This window comes from Amycolatopsis sp. NPDC088138 (assembly GCF_044741685.1).
Taxonomy (GTDB): Bacteria; Actinomycetota; Actinomycetes; order Mycobacteriales; family Pseudonocardiaceae; genus Amycolatopsis.
Window position 1 is genome coordinate 931,109 of sequence record NZ_JBIUTB010000003.1, and the last position, 21,771, is coordinate 952,879.

At 69.4% G+C, this 21,771-nt stretch carries 21 protein-coding genes and 2 tRNA genes; 9 read left to right on the forward strand and 14 right to left on the reverse strand.

The annotated features are described in order from the left end of the window. Genes ACIOD2_RS19620 through hypB form a run of 5 tightly spaced genes read left to right on the forward strand, consistent with a single transcriptional unit; the run spans position 1 to position 3,551 of the window. Entirely contained in the window at positions 1–273 is a 273-nt protein-coding gene (locus ACIOD2_RS19620; RefSeq protein WP_392757908.1) for a HypC/HybG/HupF family hydrogenase formation chaperone, read from the forward strand. Positions 274–282: 9 nt separating this feature from the next. Next, the gene (gene hypD / locus ACIOD2_RS19625; protein ID WP_326956280.1) at positions 283–1,419 is read left to right on the forward strand and encodes a hydrogenase formation protein HypD; all 1,137 of its coding nucleotides are present in this window, start codon (positions 283–285) and stop codon (positions 1,417–1,419) included. Between the two features lie 25 nt (positions 1,420–1,444). Next, positions 1,445–2,521 carry a hydrogenase expression/formation protein HypE gene (hypE, locus tag ACIOD2_RS19630; RefSeq protein WP_400540417.1) on the forward strand — a complete coding sequence of 359 codons (1,077 nt, stop codon included), beginning with the start codon at positions 1,445–1,447 and terminating at the stop codon, positions 2,519–2,521. After that, a complete protein-coding gene (locus tag ACIOD2_RS19635) occupies positions 2,522–2,851 on the forward strand; it encodes a hydrogenase maturation nickel metallochaperone HypA (protein ID WP_400539755.1) in 330 nt (109 codons plus the stop codon). It abuts the gene before it with no gap. Position 2,852: 1 nt separating this feature from the next. Next, complete coding sequence (gene hypB / locus ACIOD2_RS19640; RefSeq protein ID WP_400539757.1) at positions 2,853–3,551, forward strand: hydrogenase nickel incorporation protein HypB; 699 nt, start codon at positions 2,853–2,855, stop codon at positions 3,549–3,551. Here hypB and hypF read toward each other — a convergent pair. Together hypF and ACIOD2_RS19650 are read right to left on the reverse strand one after the other, a co-directional pair. Continuing rightward, positions 3,508–5,658: a carbamoyltransferase HypF gene (gene hypF / locus ACIOD2_RS19645; RefSeq protein ID WP_400539759.1), complete on the reverse strand. Its 2,151-nt coding sequence runs from the start codon at positions 5,656–5,658 to the stop codon at positions 3,508–3,510. The two genes, hypB and hypF, sit on opposite strands and share 44 nt — an antisense overlap. 4 nt (positions 5,659–5,662) lie before the next feature. After that, positions 5,663–6,574 (reverse strand): LysR family transcriptional regulator, encoded by a 912-nt coding sequence (locus ACIOD2_RS19650; protein WP_400539761.1) that lies wholly within the window; start codon positions 6,572–6,574, stop codon positions 5,663–5,665. 87 nt (positions 6,575–6,661) lie between these two features. Here ACIOD2_RS19650 and ACIOD2_RS19655 point away from each other — a divergent pair, with 87 nt between their 5' ends. The 3 genes from ACIOD2_RS19655 to ACIOD2_RS19665 all read left to right on the forward strand — a co-directional run bounded on the left by ACIOD2_RS19655 (position 6,662) and on the right by ACIOD2_RS19665 (position 8,785). Then, positions 6,662–7,990, forward strand: a complete 1,329-nt coding sequence (locus ACIOD2_RS19655; protein ID WP_400539763.1) for an aspartate aminotransferase family protein — start codon at positions 6,662–6,664, stop codon at positions 7,988–7,990. A gap of 241 nt (positions 7,991–8,231) precedes the next feature. After that, positions 8,232–8,585 carry a hypothetical protein gene (locus ACIOD2_RS19660; RefSeq protein ID WP_400539765.1) on the forward strand — a complete coding sequence of 118 codons (354 nt, stop codon included), beginning with the start codon at positions 8,232–8,234 and terminating at the stop codon, positions 8,583–8,585. After that, on the forward strand, positions 8,582–8,785 hold the full coding sequence (locus ACIOD2_RS19665; RefSeq protein ID WP_400539767.1) for a DUF6186 family protein: 204 nt from the start codon (positions 8,582–8,584) through the stop codon (positions 8,783–8,785). Before ACIOD2_RS19660 ends, ACIOD2_RS19665 begins: the two co-directional genes overlap by 4 nt. Here the strand turns inward: ACIOD2_RS19665 and ACIOD2_RS19670 are convergent. The 9 genes from ACIOD2_RS19670 to ACIOD2_RS19710 all read right to left on the reverse strand — a co-directional run bounded on the left by ACIOD2_RS19670 (position 8,782) and on the right by ACIOD2_RS19710 (position 18,750). Further along, on the reverse strand, positions 8,782–9,186 hold the full coding sequence (locus ACIOD2_RS19670) for a VOC family protein (RefSeq protein WP_400539769.1): 405 nt from the start codon (positions 9,184–9,186) through the stop codon (positions 8,782–8,784). The two genes, ACIOD2_RS19665 and ACIOD2_RS19670, sit on opposite strands and share 4 nt — an antisense overlap. Before the next feature lie 103 nt (positions 9,187–9,289). Continuing rightward, positions 9,290–10,642, reverse strand: coding sequence for a cellulose binding domain-containing protein (locus ACIOD2_RS19675; RefSeq protein WP_400539771.1), 1,353 nt, complete (start codon positions 10,640–10,642; stop codon positions 9,290–9,292). Next, positions 10,639–12,267 (reverse strand): glycosyl hydrolase family 18 protein, encoded by a 1,629-nt coding sequence (locus tag ACIOD2_RS19680; protein ID WP_400539773.1) that lies wholly within the window; start codon positions 12,265–12,267, stop codon positions 10,639–10,641. The genes ACIOD2_RS19675 and ACIOD2_RS19680 overlap by 4 nt, the downstream gene beginning before the upstream one ends. A gap of 286 nt (positions 12,268–12,553) precedes the next feature. Next, positions 12,554–13,948: a hypothetical protein gene (locus ACIOD2_RS19685; RefSeq protein WP_400539775.1), complete on the reverse strand. Its 1,395-nt coding sequence runs from the start codon at positions 13,946–13,948 to the stop codon at positions 12,554–12,556. 150 nt (positions 13,949–14,098) lie between these two features. Continuing rightward, positions 14,099–14,172, reverse strand: a tRNA-Arg gene (locus ACIOD2_RS19690). A gap of 41 nt (positions 14,173–14,213) precedes the next feature. Next, positions 14,214–14,303: transfer RNA gene (locus ACIOD2_RS19695), tRNA-Ser, on the reverse strand. A 66-nt stretch (positions 14,304–14,369) separates the two neighbouring features. After that, a complete protein-coding gene (locus ACIOD2_RS19700; protein ID WP_400539777.1) occupies positions 14,370–16,085 on the reverse strand; it encodes a phosphatidylglycerol lysyltransferase domain-containing protein in 1,716 nt (571 codons plus the stop codon). Between the two features lie 37 nt (positions 16,086–16,122). After that, entirely contained in the window at positions 16,123–18,102 is a 1,980-nt protein-coding gene (locus tag ACIOD2_RS19705) for an acetoacetate--CoA ligase (protein ID WP_400539779.1), read from the reverse strand. 18 nt (positions 18,103–18,120) lie between these two features. Beyond that, positions 18,121–18,750 (reverse strand): dienelactone hydrolase family protein, encoded by a 630-nt coding sequence (locus ACIOD2_RS19710; RefSeq protein WP_392757868.1) that lies wholly within the window; start codon positions 18,748–18,750, stop codon positions 18,121–18,123. 126 nt (positions 18,751–18,876) lie between these two features. On the opposite strand from ACIOD2_RS19710, the gene hisC reads away from it, so the two are divergent. Further along, the gene (gene hisC, locus ACIOD2_RS19715) at positions 18,877–19,932 is read left to right on the forward strand and encodes a histidinol-phosphate transaminase (RefSeq protein WP_400539781.1); all 1,056 of its coding nucleotides are present in this window, start codon (positions 18,877–18,879) and stop codon (positions 19,930–19,932) included. On the opposite strand, the gene ACIOD2_RS19720 is transcribed toward hisC, so the two are convergent. The 3 genes from ACIOD2_RS19720 to ACIOD2_RS19730 all read right to left on the reverse strand — a co-directional run bounded on the left by ACIOD2_RS19720 (position 19,922) and on the right by ACIOD2_RS19730 (position 21,733). Next, positions 19,922–20,695 carry a sulfite exporter TauE/SafE family protein gene (locus tag ACIOD2_RS19720; protein ID WP_400539783.1) on the reverse strand — a complete coding sequence of 258 codons (774 nt, stop codon included), beginning with the start codon at positions 20,693–20,695 and terminating at the stop codon, positions 19,922–19,924. The genes hisC and ACIOD2_RS19720 overlap by 11 nt on opposite strands. 79 nt (positions 20,696–20,774) lie before the next feature. Beyond that, positions 20,775–21,122, reverse strand: coding sequence for a VOC family protein (locus ACIOD2_RS19725; protein WP_400539785.1), 348 nt, complete (start codon positions 21,120–21,122; stop codon positions 20,775–20,777). After that, entirely contained in the window at positions 21,119–21,733 is a 615-nt protein-coding gene (locus ACIOD2_RS19730) for a GNAT family N-acetyltransferase (protein WP_400539787.1), read from the reverse strand. Before ACIOD2_RS19730 ends, ACIOD2_RS19725 begins: the two co-directional genes overlap by 4 nt. Positions 21,734–21,771 lie beyond the last annotated feature (38 nt).

Genomic DNA, 21,771 nt, shown 5'->3' on the forward strand with positions numbered 1-21,771 from the left:
ATGTGCCTCGGGATTCCGGGCGAGATCATCGAGATCAGCGAGGATCGACCGGACCTCGCGAAAGTCTCGGTCAGCGGCGTCAAGCGGCTCATCAACATCGGCCTGCTGGACGACGACCCACCGGTGCCGGGCGACTGGATCCTCATCCACGTCGGCTTCGCACTGTCCAAAATAGACGAAGCGGAGGCGGCGGCCGCGCTGGACTTCCTCGAGAGCATCGGCAAGGCGTACGAGGACGAAATGGCCGCGCTGCTCGAATCGCAGATCGAATAAGGAGACGTCATGCGTTTCGTCGACGAGTTCCGCGACGCGGAGAAGGCGCGGGCGCTGTCCGCGAAGATCACGTCGCTGTGCGAGCCGGGCCGCCAGTACAAGTTCATGGAGGTCTGCGGCGGGCACACGCACACCATCTACAAACACGGCCTGGAGGACTACCTGCCCGAGAGCGTCACGCTGGTGCACGGCCCCGGCTGCCCGGTGTGCGTGATCCCGATGGGCCGCGTCGACGACGCCATCCACATCGCGCGCCAGCCCGGCGTGCTCATGACGTCGTTCGGCGACATGATGCGCGTGCCCGGCTCCGGCGGGAACTTCTTCGACTCGAACGCCGAAGGCACCAACATCCGGATGGTGTACTCGCCGCTGGACTCGCTGAAGATCGCCCGGCAGAACCCGGACCTGCGGGTCGTGTTCATGGCCATCGGCTTCGAGACGACGACGCCGTCCACCGCGATGACGCTGCTGCGCGCGGCCGCCGAGGGCATCGAGAACTTCTCGGTCTTCGCCAACCACGTCACCATCATCCCGGCGATCAAGGCCATCCTCGACTCCCCCGACCTGCGGCTCGACGGCTTCATCGGCCCGGGGCACGTCTCGACGGTGATCGGCTGCCGTCCGTACGAGTTCATCGCCCGCGACTACGGCAAGCCCGTTGTCGTCGCCGGGTTCGAGCCGCTCGACATCCTGCAGTCGATCTACATGCTGATGGTGCAGCTGTCCGAGAAGCGGTCCGAAGTCGAGAACCAGTACTCCCGCGTGGTGCCGTGGAACGGGAACATGGTCGCGCTCAAGGCGATCAACGAGGTCATGGAGCTGCGGCCGTACTTCGAGTGGCGCGGCCTCGGGTTCATCTCGCACTCCGCGATGGCCGTCCGCGAGAAGTACGCGTCCTTCGACGCCGAGCGGATCTTCGAGATCCCCGGCCTGCGGGTCGCCGACCCGAAGGCGTGCCAGTGCGGCGAGGTGCTCAAGGGTGTGCTGAAACCGTGGGAGTGCAAGGTGTTCGGCACCGCGTGCACCCCGGAGACACCGATCGGGACGTGCATGGTCTCACCCGAAGGCGCCTGCGCGGCGTACTACAACTTCGGGCGGTTCAGCCGCACGCGCGTCCGGGAGGCGAGCCGGCATGAGCACGTCTGAGCAGCGCTCGACGATCCCGGTGCCGATGACGACGTCCGACCGCGAGCAGCAGGTGCTCGACCGGATCGACCGCGCCCGGCGCCGGCGTGCGAAGGTCCGCGAGGAGCGCATCACGCTGTCCCACGGCGCGGGCGGCAAGGCGACGCAGACGCTCATCGAGGCCGTGTTCCTCGACGCCTTCCGCAACCCGCTGCTGGAGCCGCTGGAAGACGCGGCGACGTTGACCATCGGCGACGCCCGCCTCGCGCTGACCACGGACTCCTACGTCGTCTCGCCGCTGTTCTTCCCCGGCGGCAACATCGGCGACCTGGCGGTCAACGGCACGGTGAACGACCTCGCCGTCTCCGGCGCGCGGCCGCTGTACCTGACCGCGGGGTTCATCCTCGAGGAGGGTTTCCCGGTCGAGGACCTGCTGAAGATCGTCGAGTCGATGAGGGCGGCGGCTGAATCCGCCGGCGTCCAGATCGTCACCGGCGACACCAAGGTCGTGCAGCGCGGCAAGGCCGACGGCGTCTACATCAACACAGCGGGGGTCGGTGTCCTCACGCGCACCGGCCTCGGGGTGGCCACCGTGAAGCCCGGAGACGCCGTCCTCGTCTCCGGGCCGATCGGCGACCACGGCGTCACGATCATGCTGGCCCGCGGCGAGCTGGACATCGACGCCGACCTGGAGTCCGACACCGCGCCGGTGCACGACCTGGTCGCCGGCCTGCTGGCCGCGGTCCCGGGCGTGCGCGCGATGCGGGACGCGACCCGCGGCGGTGTCGCGACGATCCTCAACGAGATCGCCAAGGCGGCGGACGTCGCGGTGGTCGTCGACGAGAACACCATCCCGGTCCGCACCGAGGTCCGCGGCGCGTCCGAGCTGCTCGGCATCGACCCGCTGTACGTCGCGTGCGAGGGCCGGATCGTGGTGGTCGTCGACGGCGCGCAGGCGTCGGACGCGCTGGAGGCGTTGCGCTCGCACCCGCTGGGCGCGGACGCGGCGGTGATCGGCCGCGTCGCCGACGACCCGCCGGGCCTGGTGCTGCTGAACACGGCGTTCGGCGGCACCCGGATCGTGGACCTGCTGGTCGGGGACCCGCTGCCGAGGATCTGCTGAATGCACGAAATGTCGATCACGCAGTCGGTCGTCGACGCGGTCGTCGCTCGCCTCGGCGAGGCGAGCGTGTCGTGCGTCCGGCTGGAGATCGGCCGGCTGTCCGGCGTGGTGCCGGACAGCGTCCGCTTCTGCTTCGACGTCCTGTGCAGCGGCACCTCGCTGGACGGCGCCCGCCTGGAGATCGAGGAGCCGTCCGGGCGGGCGCGCTGCCGCGACTGCGGCGCCGAGTTCACCCTGGACGACTTCATCCTGCTCTGCCCGTGCACCAGCGCGAACGTCGAAGTGCTGGCCGGGCGGGAACTGCGCATCACATCGGTAGAGGTGGTCTGACATGTGCGACACGTGCGGTTGTTCCGACACCACGGACGTCCGGCTCACCGACCACGGCCACACGGTGGTGCTGGAGCAGGACATCCTGGCGAAGAACGACGACCTGGCTTCCCACAACCGCACGCACCTGCGCGCGGCCGGCGTCTTCGCGATCAACCTGATGAGTTCGCCGGGCGCCGGCAAGACGACGTTGCTGGAGCGCACCATCCGCTTTCTGGACACACCGTGCGCGGTGATCGAGGGCGACCAGGAGACGATGCTGGACGCCGACCGCATCAAGGCCACGGGCGCCCCGGTCGTCCAGATCAACACGGGTGCCGGCTGCCACCTGGACGCGTCGATGCTGCACCGGGCGCTGCACTCGCTGGCGCCGCCGCCGGGGTCGACGTTGTTCATCGAGAACGTCGGCAACCTGGTCTGCCCCGCGCTGTTCGACCTCGGCGAGGCCGCGCGCGTGGTGATCCTCTCGGTGACCGAGGGGCCGGGCAAGCCGCTGAAGTACCCGCACATGTTCGCGGCGACGGACCTGGTGCTGCTGAACAAGGTCGACCTGCTGCCGTACGTCGACTTCGACGTCCCACAGTTCGTCGAGGACACCAGGCGAGTGAACCCCACGGCGGTGATCCTGCAGGTCAGCGCCACCCGCGGCGACGGCCTCACCGAGTGGTACGACTGGCTACGGCAACCTGCCCGAAGCTGATCCCGCCGTCGTTCGTCGGCACCCTCTGGTGAGTCAGCACGCGGAATCCTTGGCTCTCCAAGTTTTCCACGGTCCGATCGAGCAAGAAGACGTTCTGGAACACACCCCCGGACAACGCGACGGTGGTGCTGCGCTCACGGAACCGGTCGCAGGTCCGGGCAATGGCGTCGGCGACACCGTTGTGGAACCGCGCGGCTCGCGTCGCCGTGCTGCTGGGGTCGTCCAGAAGAGCGGCGATGAGGTCCTCACCGTGAACGACGTCGTCGATCCGCGCCCGATAGGCGGTCCGCTCGGCCGGATCGGCGAGCTGTTCCAGCTCGATGGCGGCCTGACCTTCGTAGTTGACGGTCTCCCGCACCCCGAGCAATGCCGCGGCCGCGTCGAAAAGTCGTCCCGCACTGGACGTCAACGGTGAGTTGAGACCGCTGCGGATGAGCTTGACGACGTCCTCCCGCGCCGGCCGCCCCAGCGCGTCCACATAGGACTGGCCCATCCGCCAAGGCTGCCGGATGGCTTGCGCCCCGCCAGGCATCCTCACCTGCCTCAGATGCGTGAGGCGCTCGTAGGTGGTGAGGTCGGCGAGGAGGAACTCACCACCCCAGATGGTGCCGTCGGGCCCGAACCCCGTCCCGTCGAAGGCAACCCCGAGCACGGGCCCGTCCTCGCGATTGTCGGCCAGGCAGGAGGCGATGTGGGCGTGATGGTGCTGCACGCCCAGCAGCTCGACGTCCTGCTCGAGTGCGTATTTCGTGGACAGGTACTCGGGGTGCAGGTCGTGCGCGATGAGCACGGGGTCGACGGCGAAGAGCCGTTCGAAGTGGGTGATGCCTTCGGTGAAGGACCTGAGCGTCTCGTAGTTCTCGAGGTCGCCGATGTGGTGCGAGACAAACGCGTGGCGGCCTTTGGCCAGGCAGAAGGTGTTCTTGAGTTCGGCACCACAGCCGAGAAGGTGCAGTTTCGTGGCGTGTTTCAGGCTGACGGGCTCGGGCGCATAACCCCGCGAACGCCGTTGCAACTGCTCCCGGTTACGCACAATCCGCACCACGGAATCGTCGGTCCGGATGTGAATAGGGCGATCGTGGGTGAGCACAGCGTCGGCGATGGTGTCCAGCCGCTTCAGTTCCTCATCGCGGTAGACGATGGGCTCATCGGAGACGTTGGCACTGGTCAGCACGATCGGCCCGGTCTCCTGGAGCAGAAGATGGTGCAGCGGAGTGTAGGGCAGCATGACCCCGATCCGCCGATTCCCGGGCGCGACAGCCTGTGCCAGCTCCCCCTTCTTCGGCAGCAACACAATGGGCCGTTGCCGACTGCTCAACGCCGTTTCCGCAGCCTCACTCACCTCGGCGATTTCCCTGGCCTGCCTCAAATCGGCGACCATGACAGCAAAAGGCTTGTCCTCCCGATGTTTCCGCGCACGCAGCTTCCGAGCGGCCTCTTCATGCCGAGCCCCGACAGCGAGGTGATAACCGCCGAGCCCTTTGACGGCCAGAACTCCCCCTTGCGCCAACGCCGCAGCAGCTTCGCGGATCGCGTCACCACCCCCGGGCTCGAACCGCAAGGCAGGCCCGCAAGCCGGACAACAGACAGGCTGGGCGTGAAACCGCCGATCCCCGGGGTCGTCGTACTCCCGCTTGCACTCGGCACACATCGCGAACCCGGCCATGGTCGTGAACGGCCGGTCATAGGGAACCCCGGTAACAATGGTGAACCGCGGTCCGCAGTTGGTGCAGTTGACGAACGGATACCGATAACGCCGATCGCGCGGATCCCCCAGCTCACGCAGGCAGTCGTCGCAGGTGGCGGAGTCGGCGGAGATCAGGGTATCGGCAACACCCCCGCCGGGACTCTCGACGATGACAAACCCGACGTCACCCTTCGCCGCGATTTCCCGGACCTGAACCTCGTCGACAACAGCCAGTGGCGGCGCTTCGGTCTTGAGCGCCGCCAGAAAGGCGTCAACGGCCTCCCCTTCGACCTCGGCGAAAACCCCGCGAACGTCGTTTCCGACGAATCCGGCGAGCGCGAGCCGCGAGGCAAGCTGGTGCACGAAGGGCCGAAACCCCACCCCCTGCACAACCCCGAAAACCCGGACGGCCACCCGCACGCGCTCAGTCTGCGCCCACACCGGACCATTCGGCCAGCGCCGGGAGGTCCGGTTGCTGCCGCAGGGCGTCCAGCACCACGTTGACCGCCGCTCGCAATGGCGACCCACGACGCACCGCCGCCACGATCGTACGGTTCACCGGCGTTGTCAGCTCGCGCGTCGCCACCCGATACCGGCGGTCCACGGCCAAGCCCGGGAGCAGCGCGATCGAGAGCCCGGCCTCGACGTGCTGCAGGGTCATCAGGTAGTTGGCGAAGCGGCACACCACCCGCGGCTCGAAGCCGGACTCGCGGCACAGGCGCAGCGTCAGGTTCGCCATGTACGACTGCGGGACGTCCAGGGCCCACGGCTCGTCCGCGAACGCCGCCAGGGAGACGGGCGGGCCGCCCGTGGCCGTCACCAGCACGATCGGGTCGGTGGCCAGCGGGACGATGTCCAGGTCCGGGCCCAGGGGCAGCTCGACGAAGTCGGTCGTCGTGATGATGACGTCCGCGTCGCCGCCGCGCAGGGCCGGGATGCTCTCGTGCGGCTCCAGCTCCAGGAGCTCGACGTCCAGGTGGGGGTACGCCGCCGCGAGGCGGGTCGTCGCCGGGACCGCCATCGTGTGGATCGCGCTCTGGAACGCGCCGAGGCGGACCAGGCCGACCGGCTCGTCGCCGAGGCCGCGCAGCTCCGCCTCGACCGTGTCCATGTGGTCGAGGATCGCTCGCGCGCGCCGCGCCAGCATCAGGCCGGCCGGCGTCAGCCGGACCCGGCGGCCGGTGCGTTCCAGCAGCTGGGTGCGGGTTTCCGCTTCGAGAACGGCCAGCTGCTGCGACACGCTCGACGCGCTCAGGTTCGCGTCCTGTGCGACCGCGCGGACCGTGCCCAGGGTGTCGAGGCGGCTCAGGAGCCGCAGGCGCCACGGGTTCAACATCCACTCATTGTTGTGCAGGAAAACCGAACAAGACAGTCGGAATTGTGAGATGGACGTGACGCTCGAACCGGACTTACCGTCAAGGGCATGGCTGCTCCGACTTCCGAAACCACCTCCGCAGACGTCTTCTGGGCCGACGCCGACAAGCACCTGGTGCGCTACGGCGGCGCCTTCACCCACGAAATCATCGACCACGCCGAAGGCAGTTTCGTCTTCACCGAAAACGGCCGCCGGATCCTCGACTTCACGTCCGGCCAGATGAGCGCGATCCTCGGGCACTCGCACCCCGAGATCGTCGACACCGTCCGGCGGCAGGCCGCGAAGCTCGACCACCTGTTCAGCGGCATGCTGAGCCGCCCGGTCGTCGACCTCGCGCGCCGCCTCGCCGAGACGCTCCCGGCCCCGCTGGAGAAGGCGCTGCTGCTGACCACCGGGGCCGAGTCCAACGAGGCGGCCATCCGGATGGCCAAGCTCGTCACCGGCAAGCACGAGATCGTCTCGTTCGCCCGGTCCTGGCACGGCATGACGCAGGCCGCGGCGAGCGCCACCTACAGCGCCGGCCGCAAGGGCTACGGGCCCGCCGCGCCCGGCAACTTCGCCATCCCGGCGCCCAACGCGTACCGCCCGGACTTCACCGACGCCGACGGTCACCTGGACTGGCGCCGCCAGCTCGACTTCGGGTTCGAGATGATCGACGCGCAGTCGGTCGGCAGCCTGGCCGCGTGCATCGTCGAGCCGATCCTCAGCTCCGGCGGCATCATCGAGCCGCCGCCCGGCTACTTCGCCGCGCTAATGGAGAAGTGCCGTGAGCGCGGCATGCTGCTCATCGTCGACGAGGCCCAGACCGGCCTCTGCCGCACCGGGAACTGGTACGCCTTCGAGCGCGACGGCGTCGTCCCCGACATCCTCACGCTGTCCAAGACGCTCGGGGCCGGCCTGCCGCTGGCCGCCGTCCTGACCAGCGCCGAAATCGAGCAGGAGGCGTACGACCGCGGCTTCCTGTTCTTCACCACGCACGTCGCCGACCCGCTGCCCGCCGCGGTCGGCAACACCGTGCTCGACGTCCTGGCCCGCGACCACCTCGACGAACGCGCGCTGCAGCTGGGCGGCCTGCTCCGCCACGGCCTCGAGCGGATCGCGCACCGGCACGAGGTCGTCGGCGACATCCGCGGCCGCGGCCTGCTGGCCGGCCTGGAACTGGTGGTGGACCGGGAAACCAAGCGCAGTTCGGACGAACTGGGCGCGCACGTCACCCGCCGCTGCCTCGAACTGGGGCTGCACATGAACATCGTGCAGCTGCCCGGAATGGGCGGGGTGTTCCGGATCGCCCCGCCGCTGACGGCGTCCGAGGAGGAGATTTCCCTCGGGTTGTCCATCCTCGACGAGGCGATCGGAGACGCCGTCAAGACGCTTTGAGACCCGTTCGTGGCCCCGACGGGGGATCCACCGTGGTGAGTGCGGCCGTCCGTCCCCCAGACATATCCACAACCGATCGGGTTGTGGACAACTTGCCTCGCAACACCGGCAACGGAGCCCTTCGTCGGTAGGCCCCGATACGCTGGACAAGGGCACGCCCCCCTAGGGAGGGCGGGTGGCCGCCTGGGCGGCGGATGGCTGCGCGGGATGAGGTGGCCCGGGGCATACGCCCGCTCGCTCAGTGAGGCCGGGGCTGGTGTTCGGCCGCGACAGCGTCCCGGTGGCGATCGCCGTCTCCGTGATCGGCCTGGTCGCGCTGTTCGCCGAGTGGCGCGACCCGTCGCTGCCGGTGGACCGCCCGGTGCCGCGCCGGGCGTGGGTGTGGTCGGCGGTGGCGCTGAGCTGGTGCGGCTGGGAGCTGCTGTCGTTCGTCTTCGAGCAGGCGGCGGGCGGCCTGTCGCTGACGCACCCGACCATGAGCGACCTGGTCGACCCCCTCCTGACGAGCCGGTGGGTCCAGGCGCCGGCGATCACGGGCTGGTTCGCGGCGGGCGTCGCGATGCTGCGCGCGGCGGCCGCGGCGAGGCGATCGTGAGCAGCCGGGTCGTCACCGAGCTGGGCTTCGGCCTGATCGTTCTGGCCGCCATCGGCCTCTGGGTGGCGAGCCACCTGCTGCCGAAGCGGATCCCGAAGCTGACCAGCGTGCTGGCCGTGGTGATGCGACGGCGGAGTGCGCGGATCGCGTTCGTGCTGGCCTGGTGGTGGGTGGGCTGGCACTTCTTCGTGGGCCACTAGCGCGCCCACTTGGCGATGGCCTGCTCGGTGACCGGCCTGAAGAGGTTGACCAGCGTGCCGTCCGGGTCACGCAGGAGCAGGGAGCGGTTGCCCCACGGCATCGTCGTGGGCTCGTTGACGAACTCGATGTCACCCTGCTGGAGCCGCGCGTACTCGGCGTCGACGTCGTCCACGAGGAACTCGATGATCGCGCTGTGGTTGTCGGCCGGCCGTGCCGAGCCCGGGGCGAAGATCCCGACCGTGCGCGTGCTGCCGATGGCGAGGGTGAACGACGGCGTCTCGACCTCGGCGAAGTCCGGCGTGGCCCAGGTCGCGGTCAGGCCGGTGACGTGCTCGTAGAACCCGACGAGCCGCGCGACGTCGTCGGTGATGATGCGGAGGGAAGCGATCTTCGTGGTCATGACGACGACGTTAAAGCCAATACCGGACAGGATCCGCCCGGTATAAGAAAGAACCTCCTTGCCGGCCCGGGGAGCCGGCAAGGAGGCCTCTTTCAGGACGGCGTCAGAAGCCCGCCGTCACCCTGGTGAAGTCCCAGTCGTTCTGCGCGATGCCACTGCACGCCGACTGCACACCGCCGCCGGGACACCCGCGGTCCCGGTTGACCGACCAGAACGCCAGGCGGCCGATCTTGTTCGTCTTGGCCCAGTTCGTGATCTGGGTCCACGTCGAAAGATCGGTCAGCTCCTGCTGATCGGACAGGCCGTTCATGCCCGAGATGCCCACGTGGTTGTACGCCGTGGCGTCGTTCCAGCCGAACGTCGACTTCAGCTTGTCCCGCAAGCCGTTCGCCGCGCCGGTCGTGCTGGCGTACATGTTGGCGCCGCCGCCGAAGTCGAACGGCATGATCGTGTAGATGTCGACCCCGGCGCCCAGCGCCTTCGACTGGTCGATGAGCCGGTTGCCGTAGTAGTTCGGGCCGGTCGTCGAGGTGCCGAAGGTCAGGATCGTCTGGATCCCGGGGTTGTTCTGCTTCACGATCTTCAACGCGTTCAGGATGCGGTCCTGCACGGCCTCGTTCTCGAACTCGTCGGAGTTCTCGATGTCGATGTCGATCGCCTTGAGGCCGTACGCGTTGATCACCTGCTGGTAGGCGCCGGCCAGCGCGGCCGGCGTCGAGCAGTTCGGGCCGAGCTTGTTGCCGCTCCAGCCACCGAACGACGGCACGACCTGGCCACCCGCCGCCTTGATCTGCGCGATCGCGGTGGCGTCCGCGCTGCCGCTCAGCGGACGGCTGCTGTCCCACGCCGGGTTGCAGCCACCGGAGGCGTTGACGAACGCCATGGTGAACCACTTGACCCCGGTCGCGTTCATCACCGTCTGCGGGTTCGGCGGGCTGCCCCAGCCCATGTAGAGGTACGGCGCACCGCGCCCACCCGGCTGGTTCGGGGGCGTGGTGGTCGGCGGGGGCGTCGTCGTAGGCGGCGGTGTCGTCGTGGTGGGAGGAGTCCCCCCGGCCGCACACGACCCACCGTTGAGCTTGCAGTTCGACGGCGCGACGTACGAACCCGAGTACGTCACGTTGAAGCCGAAGCTCGCGCTGCCGCCGTTGCCGACGTTGCCGTTCCACGTGTTCTTGACCGTGACGTGCTGGCCGGCCGCGGTGTAGCTGCCGTCCCAGAGCGACGCGATCTTCGCGCCGCTCGGCAGGTCGAACTCCACCGTCCAGGTCGGCAACGCCGAGCCCGAGCCGTTGGCGATCGTGTACTTGCCCTCGTAGCCGGTGCCCCAGTCGGAGCCCTTCGCGAAGGTCGCGGACACGCCGCCCGCCGCGTTCGCCGGCGCGATCACGAACATCGCGCCGATCGTGGCGGCCGCGGCCGCCAGCCCGAGTGCGGGCAACCACCGGCGGGTCACGACAGGCCGTTCTTCATCGCGCTGATCAGCTCACCGTTGGTGGTGTCACCGGACAGCTCCCAGAAGAACGCACCGCCGAGGCCCTGCTGCTTGGTGTAGCTCATCTTGCCGCCGATGGTCGACGGGGTGTCGTAGCTCCACCAGTTGCTGCCGCACTTGGCGTACGCGGTGCCGGCGATGGTGCCGGTCGACGGGCAGGCCGTCTTGAGGATCTTGTAGTCCTCGATGCCCGCCTCGTACTTGCCCGGCGCCGCACCGGTCGCGGTGCCACCCGGCGTCGACTGCGTGACACCGGTCCAGCCGCGGCCGTAGAAGCCGATGCCCAGCAACAGCTTGCTCGCCGGGACACCCTTGCTCTTGAGCTTCTGGATCGCGGCGTCGGAGTAGAAGCCCGGCGTCGGGATGCCCGAGTACGACGTCAGCGGCGAGTGCGGGGCGGTCGGGCCCTGCGGGGCGAAGGCGCCGAAGTAGTCGTACGTCATGACGTTGAACCAGTCGAGGTACGGCGCCGCACCGGCGTAGTCGGCGACGTCGAGCTTGCCGCCGTTGGTGCCGTCCGCCGAGATGGCCGAGGTGACCAGGAACGACGAGCCGAACTTCGACCGCAGCGCGGAGATCAGGTTCTTGTAGGCTGCGGCACCACTGGCGTCACAGCTCAGGCCGCACGCGTTGGGGTACTCCCAGTCGATGTCGATGCCGTCCCAGACGTCGGCCCAGCGCGGGTCCTTCAGCAGGTTGTAGCAGGACTGCGCGAACGCGGCGGCGTTCTGCGCGGCCTGGCCGAAGCCGCCGGAGTACGTCCAGCCGCCGAACGACCAGATCACCTTGAGCCCGGGGTGCAGGCGCTTCAGCTTGCGCAGCTGGTTGAAGTTGCCGGCGACGGGCTGGTCCCAGGTGTCGGCGACACCGTCGACGCTGGTCGAGGCGTCGTAGGTCTTCTGGTAGTCGGCGTACGGGTCGTCGTTGGCCGTGCACTGGCCGTTCTTGACGTTGCCGAACGCGTAGTTGATGTGGGTCAGCTTCGCCGCCGAACCCGAGGTCTCGATGTTCTTGACCTGGTAGTTGCGGTCGTAGACGCCCCACTGGACGAAGTAGCCGACGTTCTTCAGGCCACCGGGCGGGGGCGGCGTGGTGGTGGTCGGGGTCGTCGGCGTGGTGGGCGTCGTCGGGGTGGTCGTCGGCTGGGTCGGGGTCGTCGGCGTGGTGGTGGGGGTGCCACCGCCGGCGTCGCAGGAGCCGCCGTTCAGCTTGCAGTTCGCCGGCGCGGAGTAGGTGCCGGAGTAGCTGACGTTGAAGCCGAAGCTGGCGTTGGCGCCGTTGCCGACGTTGCCGTTCCAGGTGTTCTTGACGGTGACGTGCTGGCCGGCCGCGGTGTAGCTGCCGTCCCAGAGGGAGGCGATCTTCGCGCCGGACGGGAGGTCGAACTCCACCGTCCAGGCGGCCAGCGTCGAGCCGGAGCCGTTGGCGATCGTGTACTTGCCCTCATAGCCGGTGCCCCAGTCGGAGCCCTTGGTGTAACTGGCGCTGACCCCACCGGCGGCACTCGCCGGCACGGTGATCAGGCCGACGGTGATCGCGCCGACCGCGGTGAACAGACCGAGGAGGTGCCATCTCTTTCTGGACATTCGTCTCCCTTGACGCAGGTGCTTGTGCGACGTTCCGGGCACGGCGTTCACGAACACCACCGACGGGGACCAGTTGGTGTTTTTGTGCCGTTTGCGAAGACGGTACGTGGTCCAGACCAATTATGGAAGCACCAGTACGGAGAGTGCCGAAAGGCGGCTGAACGGCTGATTTCCGTGATCGGCGTTGCGCGTTTACTGGTCCAGTCCAGTTACGCAAAGCAGCCGTTCAAGGGACGGCGAAAGGGAACTTCCGGTTCGCCGCCGAGGTGGTCTTGCGGCGCTCGCGTCAGCGGTTTTCGTTCAGCCACTCGTCGGCGCCACCGATCGGGTCGTGCCCGCTGCCGGTGAGTTTCGCGGCGTGCCGGCGCAGGGCCGCCTCCACCTCGGCCTCGTTCTGCCCGATCCGGTCGGACGCGATCTCCAGGTGCTCCGCGCTCGCCTTGATCTCCCACGCGAGGTCGAGCACGAGGTCCTCGGCCAGCGACACCAGCGCGGTCCAGGCCGCGCAAGGCCCGTCCGGCGAGTCGGAGACGTCGATCTCGGCCGGCCGCATCCACTCGCGGGAGCACCCGCCGCCGGAGTTGAGTGCGTCGGACGCCACGTAGAACTCGTGTCCGATGTGGGGCAGCGTTTCCGCGGCGAGGAAGTGCAGGTCGCCGAGGTCGACCTTCATGCCGGCGAGTTTCGTCTCCTCGAGCAGCTTCGGCTTCGGCATGGCGAAGGAGCTGGGATGACTGGTCACCGTTTCCATCCCTTCGGTGATCAGCCGCTTGATCTCGGTCTCACCGTCGCGGGCCTGGTTCGTCAGCGTCTTCAGCGCGTCCGTCGCCTTGCCGATCACCTCGTCCGGTGAGCTGCCGGCGAACTGCACCTCGGTCTTGTTCGGCGGACTGGCCGCGTCGAGCAGCGTGGCCAGCGCCGGGAGCGCGGCGGTGACCCCGGCCAGGACCGGCGCGATCGGGGTGGGGAACAACGCGGCGACGCCGAACACAGCGGTGACGATGGCGAGACCGTCGTTGACGACGCCCCTGCCCCGGTCTTCCATCGCCTCGAGGGTGCGCCGGGCGATGGTGAGGACGTCTTCCCGGGCCTTGCGCCAGATCTCCTGCTCAGCGCACAGGGTCGCCCCGGCCAGCGCGGCGACGGCGTACTGGCCGTGGATCACGGCCGGCAGCGGAGTGCAGAAGTTCTGGTCGAACGCGAGGATCATCGCCCCGTTCATGTCGTCCCCGCCGATCTTCTTCTGCAGGAATTCGACGTCCTTGAGCACGGGGTTGCCGACGCCGCTGACCTTGTTGCCCTCACTGGTCATCGAGATGGTCCAGGCGGCTTCGCGGAGCTGCTCGAGGTACGGCTCGAAGCCATCGGGGTCCGGAAGGTTCCGCCACGGCCGGAACAGGTCCCGAACGGCCGACTCGAAGTGGCCGTAGATGAGCGTGCCGGCGTCGTTGCCGGACCCGTACTCGAAGCCGTCGACGAACGAGACCCCGAACCCGAGCACCTGGCCGCCCGACGTCCGCTCCGGCTTCCCCGGCGGCGTGATCTGGAGCCCGTCGCTGCCCATCTCCCGCTCGTAGTTGCCTTGGATGTTGAGCGCCCAACCGTGGGAAGACATGTAGAACTCGATCGCCCTGTCAATGATCTTCTCGACGAGTTCGTCGACCTCGGCCGCGTTCGTCATCGCCGTCCCTTCCGTGCCCCGACAGATCACTGGAGCCACGCGCGAAGGGGCCGAACGGGTTAGTGCGCAAACTGATCCGGCTATTCACCGAAAAGAAAGAAGCCCCCCTGCAAGCAGGAGAGCTTCTTGTACTGCTGTCTCAACCAGACGTGCGCCCGAAGGGATTCGAACCCCTGACCTTCTGATCCGTAGTCAGATGCTCTATCCAGCTGAGCTACGGGCGCGTGTTCAGTTGTAACCTAGCACCCGGCTAACCGAGTACCAGCGGAGGCTCCGGGATTTGAACCCGGGAGGGGGGGTTACCCCCAACCGCATTAGCAGTGCGGCGCCATAGACCAGACTAGGCGAAGCCTCCTGGGCCCAACGACCACTGCTCAGATAGGTTACACACCCCCCGAACCCCCTGTGTAACCACCCCCCGTCACGCCCGGCGCAGCAGTCTGAGCAGGCGTGGAGATCGTCCGCCGAGGCCTTCCGCCTCGAACGTCGCGATGCCCACCCGGGGTAGTTCGCGGACTCCGGGGTAGACCAGGTACCTCGGGACCCAGCGCGGCTGGAACTTGGCGTTGAACTTGTAGAGCGTCTCGATCTGGATCCAGCGCGAGAAGAAGTGCAGCACCTTCGCCGCCGTCTTGGCCACCGGGCCGGCGCCGATGCGCTGGCCCTGTTCCATCAGCGCGCGGAACGCCGCGAAGTTCAGCGACACCTGCGTGACGCCGTGGCGGGACGCCGACAGCAGCAGTTCCGAGATCATCAGCTCGTTGACGCCGTTGTCGGCCGTGCGGTCGCGGCGCATGACGTCCAGGGACAGCCCCGCCGCGCCCCACGGGACGAACTGGAGGACACCCCGCACGCGCCCGCCTTGCTCAGCCGTCACCAGCACCGAACCCTTGTCCCCCATGCGCCCCAGGGCCATCGAGAAACCACGCTCGGTGTCCGTGCCGCGCCAGTTCGCCGCCAGGACCTCGAGCTCGGCCAGCTCGCCCGGGCGCAGGTCCTCGGTCCGGCGCACCAGGACCTTGTAGCCCGCGCGCTTCGTGCGGGCCGCCGCCTGGCGGACGCCGCGCATGATGCGGCCGTCCAGCGTGAAGCCGCCGACGTCGACGACGGCTTCGTCGCCGATCTCCAGGACCTCGAGCCCGAAGCGGGCCCAGACCGTCGCGCCCAGCTCCGAGACACCCATCGCCGCCGGGACCCAGCCGTTGCGCTTGCAGACCTCCAGGTACTCCTCGATCGCACCCGGCCAGGCTTCGTGGTCGCCCAGCGGGTCGGCCGAGCAGAGCGCGACGCCGGCGATCACGCGGTAGGTGACCGCGGCCTTGCCCGTGCGGGAGAACACCGCGAACTTGTCGCGGCGCAACGCGAAATAGCCCAGTGAGTCACGCTCGCCGTGCTCGTCGAGCAGCTTGCGCAGGCGGGTGACCTCGTCGTCGGACAGCCGGGGCGCCGGTTCGGCCGAGCGCAGCAGGAAGTACGCCGAGACCAGCACCGCCGCGATGCCGAACAGCAGGCCGACGGCCGCCGTCAGGTCTTCCAGCCACATGCCGTGGAACACCGCCGGCCCGCTGACGCCGACCAGCGCGAGCGACGACTCCGCCATCCGGTCCGCGAAGCTCATCGGTTCCAGCACCGCGCGCGACGCCACCGACAGCAGGATCAGGTTGATCACGAACCCGGCCAGCGCGAGCTCCGCGAAGCTCCGCACCGCGCGCCAGCGCCCGACCACCGGGTCCGGCTTCGCGACGAAGTACTTCCTGGTCGCGATCAGGCCGACCAGCAGCACGACCGAAACCATCCCGGCGCCGAAGACGTGCTTGAGGCCGATGTGCGACACCGTGAGCAGCACCGTCGCGCCGACGGCCAGCTGCCACGCGCGCCGCTTGCGCCGCCGCAGCCCGGCGGCCAGCAGCACCAGCAGGACACCGGTGACCAGCGCGACGGTCGCCGCGGCCACCGTCGCCTCCTGCGGCAGCTCCAGCCACTCCGACAGGTGCCCGCGCAGGTTCCGGCGCCCGGCCGGGACCAGGACTGCGACGAGCGTCATCAGTCCGGCCAGCCGGGTCACCCAGGTGATCACCCCCACGGAAGTGGTCCCCGCCACCCGCCAGGTGGTCTGCGCGCGAGTCCCCGTCACCACCTGTGCAACCCGTTGCAGGCGATCATGCTTCCCCCATTCACCCCCCGGCGAGCTCCACGAACGGCGTCAGCGCCGCCGGGTTGGCCAGCGCGTCACGGCTGACGGCCCGGTCGGGAGCCACACCGGCGAGGATCTTCTTCACCGGTACCTCACACTTCTTACCGTTCAAGGTACGAGGTATCTCGGAGACCACGACGAACCGATCGGGTACATGGCGCGGTGACAGGGCGCTACGGAGCTCTTTCCGCAGCGTGGGCTCGATGTCCTCGATCTTGACGCGGTCGGCGAGCACCACGAAGCAGATCAGCCTGCCGTCCTCGTTCCCGGCCGCCGAGGTGTCCACGACCAGCGAGTCCGCGACCTCGTCGTAGCCCTCGACGACGCGGTAGAACTCCGCGGTGCCCATCCGGACGCCGCCGCGGTTGAGGGTCGAGTCGCTGCGGCCGTAGATCACCGCCGACCCGCGGCTGGTGATCCGGATCCAGTCGCCGTGGCGCCACAGACCCGGGTACATCTCGAAGTACGCCTCACGCAGCCGCGAGCCGTCCGGGTCGTTCCAGAAGAACACCGGCATCGACGGCATCGGCTGGGTGATGACCAGCTCGCCGACCTGCTCCACGACGGCGTTGCCTGCCTCGTCGAACGCGTTGACCGCGGCACCGAGCGCCGGGCAGGAGAGCTCACCGAGCCAGACCGGGACGTCGGGCGCCGACGCCACGAACGCCGCGCACAGGTCGGTGCCGCCGGAGACCGAGCAGATCTGCACCTGGCCGCCGACCTCGTTCACGATCCACCGGAAGCCTTCGACGCTCAGCGGCGCGCCAGTCGAGCCGACCGCGCGCAACGCCGTCAGGTCGTAGCGCTCCGCGGGCTTGATGCCGGCCTTCAGGCAGCTCTGGATGAACGGCGCCGACGTGCCGAAGTACGTGACGCGGTGCTGCTCGGCCAGGTGCCAGAGCGCGGTCAGGTCCGGATGGCCCGGGCTGCCGTCGTACAGGACGATCGTGGTGCCGACCAGCAGGCCGGAGATGAGGAAGTTCCACATCATCCAGCCGGTGGTGCTGAACCAGAAGAACCGGTCGCCGGGGCCGAGGTCGGTCTGCAGCGCGAGCGCCTTGAGGTGCTCCAGCGTGATGCCGCCGTGGCCGTGGACGATGCCCTTGGGCAGGCCGGTGGTGCCCGACGAGTAGAGCACCCACAGCGGGTGCGCGAACTCGACCGGCTCGAACGCCAGCGCCGCGCCCTCGTGCGCCGCGAGCAGCTCGGCCCAGTCGTGCGTGCCTTCCATGCGGCCGTCGCCGACGTACTCGACGAGCACGGTCGCGGCCAGCGACGGCAGCTTCTGCTGCAGGTCGGCGACGGTGGTGCGGATGTCGAACCGGCGGCCGTTGTAGGCGTAGGCGTTGACCGCGAAGAACAGCTTCGGCTCGATCTGCACGAACCGGTCCGCGACGGCGCGGACGCCGAAGTCCGGCGAGCACGACGACCAGATCGCACCGAGGCTCGCCGCGGCGAGGAACGCGACCAGCGTCTGCGGGCAGTTCGGCGCCAGCGCGACGACGCGGTCGCCCTTGCCGACCCCCAGTTCGACGAACGCGGCCCGCGCGGCGGCGACCTGCGCGCGCAGGTCGCCGTAGGTGAGGTGGTTCGCGAAGCCGTCTTCGCGGTGGAAGATCACCGCGGTCTCGTCGTCACCCTTCGCGGCGCCCGCGACGCCGGGGGTGAGCGCGTGCTCGGCGTAGTTCAGCGTGCCGCCCTCGAACCAGACGGCGTCCGGCATCCCGCCGGAGAGCACCTCGCCCGGCTGGTCGTGCCAGCGAACGCCGAGGAAGTCCGCGACCGCCGCCCAGAATTCCGGGACGCGCTCGACGGAGAACTCCCAGAGCGAGGCGTAGTCGTCCACCTCGACACCGCGTTCGGCGCGCAGCCACCGGCGGAAGGCTTCGATCTTGGTGTCGGCGACGTGGCCCGGCTCGGGGCGCCAGAGGACTTCGGGAGCGTCGGCGGTGTACGTCACTCCCCGAGCGTAATCCGCCTAACGCAGGTGTGCGTCGAACCAGTTGAGGGTGCGCTGCCAGGCCTCCGCGGCCGCGCCGGGGTCGGCGTCGAAGCGGTGGTTCGCGCCCGGGTAGTGCACGACGTTGGTGGCCACCTTCGCCGACGCGGCCGCGTCACGCAGGCGCTCCACCTCCGCGCCGCCGGCTTCGTCACCGGCGTCGCCGTACATGCCGAGCCACGGGCTGGTGAGCTTCCCGGCGATCTCGACCAGCGTGGGCAGCTCCGCGGCTTGCTGGCCGCCGACGCTCACCGCGGCGCCCAGCCTCCGGTGCGAGGCGACGACCAGCGCGGCCGAGCCGCCGAGGTCGAAGCCCATCACGCCGAGGAGATCACCCTGGACACCGCGTTCGACGAGCCAGGCGAGTGTGATGTCCGTCGCGTCGAGCAGGTCCTGCTGGGTGAGGCGCCGGCCGTCGAGGTGCGGGGTGACGGTCAGCCAGCCCTCCGTCGCGAGGCTGGCGAGCAGCAGCTTCACCCCGTCGGTGACCCCGTCCGCTTCGTGCAGCACGACCAGGCCGCCGCGTAGCGCGCCTTCGGGTTCCGAAAACGTGAGGCGCAGGGCCGCGCCGTCGGTGCGCTGGTAGTCCACGGTGCTGGTCGACGTCATTGCGTTACTCAATCACTTCGAGGTGAACGGAAGGAACCCCGGCGCCCGCCCGAAGGGAGTCGCGGGACGGCGGCCGGAAAAGATACGGTTGCGGGGCCGTACCGCTGAACCCGAGGAGCGCCGAAGATGTCGTCCGTGTCCCCGCGTGCCGATCTCGAATCGTTGCCGAAATACATCCCTGGCCGGACGATCGAAGGCGCGATCAAGCTGGCGAGCAACGAGGTGCCCGGCGGCGCGCTGCCGAGCGTCGCGGCGGCGATCGCCGAGGCCGCGGCCGGCATCAACCGGTACCCGGACACCGGCTCGCAGGCGCTGCGGGAGCGGCTGGCGCGCGACCTGGACGTCCCGGTCGAGCGCGTCGCCATCGGCTGCGGCTCGGTTTCCCTGTGCCAGCAGACGATCCAGGCGGCCTGCGCCCCCGGTGACGAGGTGCTCTTCGGCTGGCGCTCGTTCGACGCTTACCCGATCGTGACGCAGGTGGCGCACGCCGTGCCGGTGCTGGTCCCGATCACCGAGGGCCAGGAGCTCGACCTCGACGCGATGCTGGCGGCGATCACCGACCGCACGCGCGTCGTCTTCGTCTGCAACCCGAACAACCCCACCGGCACCGCGGTGCGCCGAGCCGAGCTGGAGCGGTTCCTGGACGCCGTCCCCGAGCGCGTGCTCGTCGTGCTCGACGAGGCGTACAAGGAGTTCGTCACCGACCCCGAGGTCCCCGACGGCGTCGAGTACACGCGCAGCCGCTCGAACGTCATGGTGCTTCGCACGTTCTCGAAGGCGTACGGCCTCGCGGGCCTGCGGGTCGGTTACGCCGTGGCGCCGGAGGCGATCGCGGACGCGCTGCGGCAGGTGTACGTCGCGTTCTCGGTGAACATGCTGGCCCAGGTGGCGGCGCTGGCGTCGCTCGACGCCGCGGACGAGCTGCTCGCGCGCTGCGAGGACATCGTCGCCGAGCGCGGCCGGGTGCGGGACGCCCTGATCGCCGCCGGGTACCAGGTGCCGGAGACGCAGGCCAACTTCGTCTGGCTGCCGCTGGGTGACCAGGCGGTGCCGTTCGCCGAGCACGCGCTGGACCGCAAGCTGGTGGTGCGCCCCTTCGCCGGCGACGGTGTGCGCGTGACGATCGGCACGCCCGAGGAGAACGACCTGTTCCTGGCGGCGGCGCGCGAGTTCAGCCGCTGAACTGCTTGACGACCAATTGGATGACGGCCGCGGTGCCGACCACGACGATCACGCCGCGCAGCACCGCCGGCGGCAGCTTCCGGCCGATCTTCGCGCCGAGGAAGCCGCCGGCGGTCGAGCCGACCGCCAGCCACAGCACGACGGGCCAGCTGATCGGCGCGACGAACGCGTAGATCAGCCCGGCGACGACGTTGACCACAGCGGCCAGGACGTTCTTCACGCCGTTGAGCTTCTGCAGCGGTTCCGACAGCAGCATGCCCATCACGGCCATCAGCATCACACCCTGCGCGGCGGTGAAGTACCCGCCGTAGATGCCGATGAGGAAGATGAAGAACATCAGCAGCGGGCCGGCTTTGTGCTCGGCGCCGTTCTCTTCGCGGCGCTTCGCGACCCACTTGGACACGCGCGGCTGCACGATCACGAGGACCACGGCCAGCCCGACGAGGATCGGGACCACGGCCTCGAAGGCGTCCTTCGGCAGCGACAGCAGCAGGATCGTGCCGCCGATCGCGCCGAGGAACGACGCGACGGCGAACTTCGCCGTCTGCCGCCAGTAGCCCTTGAGCTCGTGCCGGTAACCCCAGGCGCCGCTGAGCGTGCCGGGGGCGAGCCCGATCGCGTTGGAGGTCGTCGCCGTCACCGGCGGGTACCCCAGCGCGACCAGCACCGGGAACGTCACCAGCGTCCCCGACCCGACCACGGCGTTGATGGTCCCGGCCCAGATCCCGGCGACCAGGACGATCGCCGCGTGCCACCACGTCATGAAGCACTCACGTGCGGAGCCTAAGCATCGTGGCCGCGTCCCGCGACGCAGATGTGTCTGGTCAGACACCCACCGCGCTTCAGGACGGTGCGAAGACGCAGAACTCGTTGCCTTCCGGGTCGGCGAGGATGTCCCACCGGATGTCGTCGTCCTCGGCCCTGACCAGGGTCGCGCCCAGGGCGAGCAGCTCCGCGCGGTCGCCCACGACGTCCAGGTGCATGCGGTTCTTGACCGTTTTCACTTCGGCGACCGGGTTGAGCCAGATCAACGGGCCCTTGCCGTCGGGGTCGGCGATCGGGATCGGGTCGGTCGGCGGGCGCTCGGTGGCCGATTCGTGGCGGACGTAGCCGATGGCCTGGCACCACCAGTCCGCCAGGGCCTGGTGGTCGTTCGCGTCGAGCGCGAGGTCCTTGAACCGTGCAGTCATGCCGCTTCCTCTTCCGGTACGTGAGCGGGGACCACCGAGGACACCACGCGCCAGCCCAGCGCGCCGTACAGGCCGCGCCCGGCTTCGCTGGCCAGCAGGACGCTCGTGGGCGCCGACGCCGCCACGCCCAGCCGGTGCACGACCACCTTGCCGAGGCCGCGCCGCCGGTGGGCCGGCTCGGTGACGATCTGGTCGAAGACCGCGACGCCCGCGGCCACCGCGACCCGGCCGCGCGCCGCCAACGCGCCCTCCGACGTCACGACCACCTCCCAGACCGGCCCGTCGCCGGTCACCGCCACCTCGTACGACGGCGGGGCCTCGGCCGCGGGGCCGACGCCGGCCGACGTCATCAGGTACTCCGTCTCCCCCGCCGTCCACGCCGGGGTCAGGCCCGCCAGCACCGCTTCGCGCGGGCCGCACGCCTTCAGCCACGTGCCGGGCTCCGCGACCGACCGGGCGCGCGCCGCCACCGTGTCCGGTGTGCGCAGCAGGTAGCGCACCCGGTGCCCGGGCCGGCCGACGTCGACGCGGTGGCCGTCCGGCTCCGCGACCGGGGGCGGTGCCGCCCGCGACACCGCCCAGCCGCGCACCCACGCTGTCAGAGCGTCCATGCCCGCGATCATGGCAGCCACCCCCGACAATTCCCGGC

Bases quoted from the DNA above. Each gene is read 5' to 3' on its own strand.
- ACIOD2_RS19620 (WP_392757908.1), top strand. From the start codon at position 1: ATGTGCCTCGGGATTCCGGGCGAGATCATCGAGATCAGCGAGGATCGA.
- hypD (WP_326956280.1), top strand. From the start codon at position 283: ATGCGTTTCGTCGACGAGTTCCGCGACGCGGAGAAGGCGCGGGCGCTG.
- hypE (WP_400540417.1), top strand. From the start codon at position 1,445: ATGACGACGTCCGACCGCGAGCAGCAGGTGCTCGACCGGATCGACCGC.
- ACIOD2_RS19635 (WP_400539755.1), top strand. From the start codon at position 2,522: ATGCACGAAATGTCGATCACGCAGTCGGTCGTCGACGCGGTCGTCGCT.
- hypB (WP_400539757.1), top strand. From the start codon at position 2,853: ATGTGCGACACGTGCGGTTGTTCCGACACCACGGACGTCCGGCTCACC.
- ACIOD2_RS19650 (WP_400539761.1), bottom strand. From the start codon at position 6,574: ATGTTGAACCCGTGGCGCCTGCGGCTCCTGAGCCGCCTCGACACCCTG.
- ACIOD2_RS19655 (WP_400539763.1), top strand. From the start codon at position 6,662: ATGGCTGCTCCGACTTCCGAAACCACCTCCGCAGACGTCTTCTGGGCC.
- ACIOD2_RS19670 (WP_400539769.1), bottom strand. From the start codon at position 9,186: ATGACCACGAAGATCGCTTCCCTCCGCATCATCACCGACGACGTCGCG.
- ACIOD2_RS19680 (WP_400539773.1), bottom strand. From the start codon at position 12,267: ATGTCCAGAAAGAGATGGCACCTCCTCGGTCTGTTCACCGCGGTCGGC.
- ACIOD2_RS19685 (WP_400539775.1), bottom strand. From the start codon at position 13,948: ATGACGAACGCGGCCGAGGTCGACGAACTCGTCGAGAAGATCATTGAC.
- ACIOD2_RS19710 (WP_392757868.1), bottom strand. From the start codon at position 18,750: ATGACGTCGACCAGCACCGTGGACTACCAGCGCACCGACGGCGCGGCC.
- hisC (WP_400539781.1), top strand. From the start codon at position 18,877: ATGTCGTCCGTGTCCCCGCGTGCCGATCTCGAATCGTTGCCGAAATAC.
- ACIOD2_RS19720 (WP_400539783.1), bottom strand. From the start codon at position 20,695: ATGACGTGGTGGCACGCGGCGATCGTCCTGGTCGCCGGGATCTGGGCC.
- ACIOD2_RS19725 (WP_400539785.1), bottom strand. From the start codon at position 21,122: ATGACTGCACGGTTCAAGGACCTCGCGCTCGACGCGAACGACCACCAG.
- ACIOD2_RS19730 (WP_400539787.1), bottom strand. From the start codon at position 21,733: ATGGACGCTCTGACAGCGTGGGTGCGCGGCTGGGCGGTGTCGCGGGCG.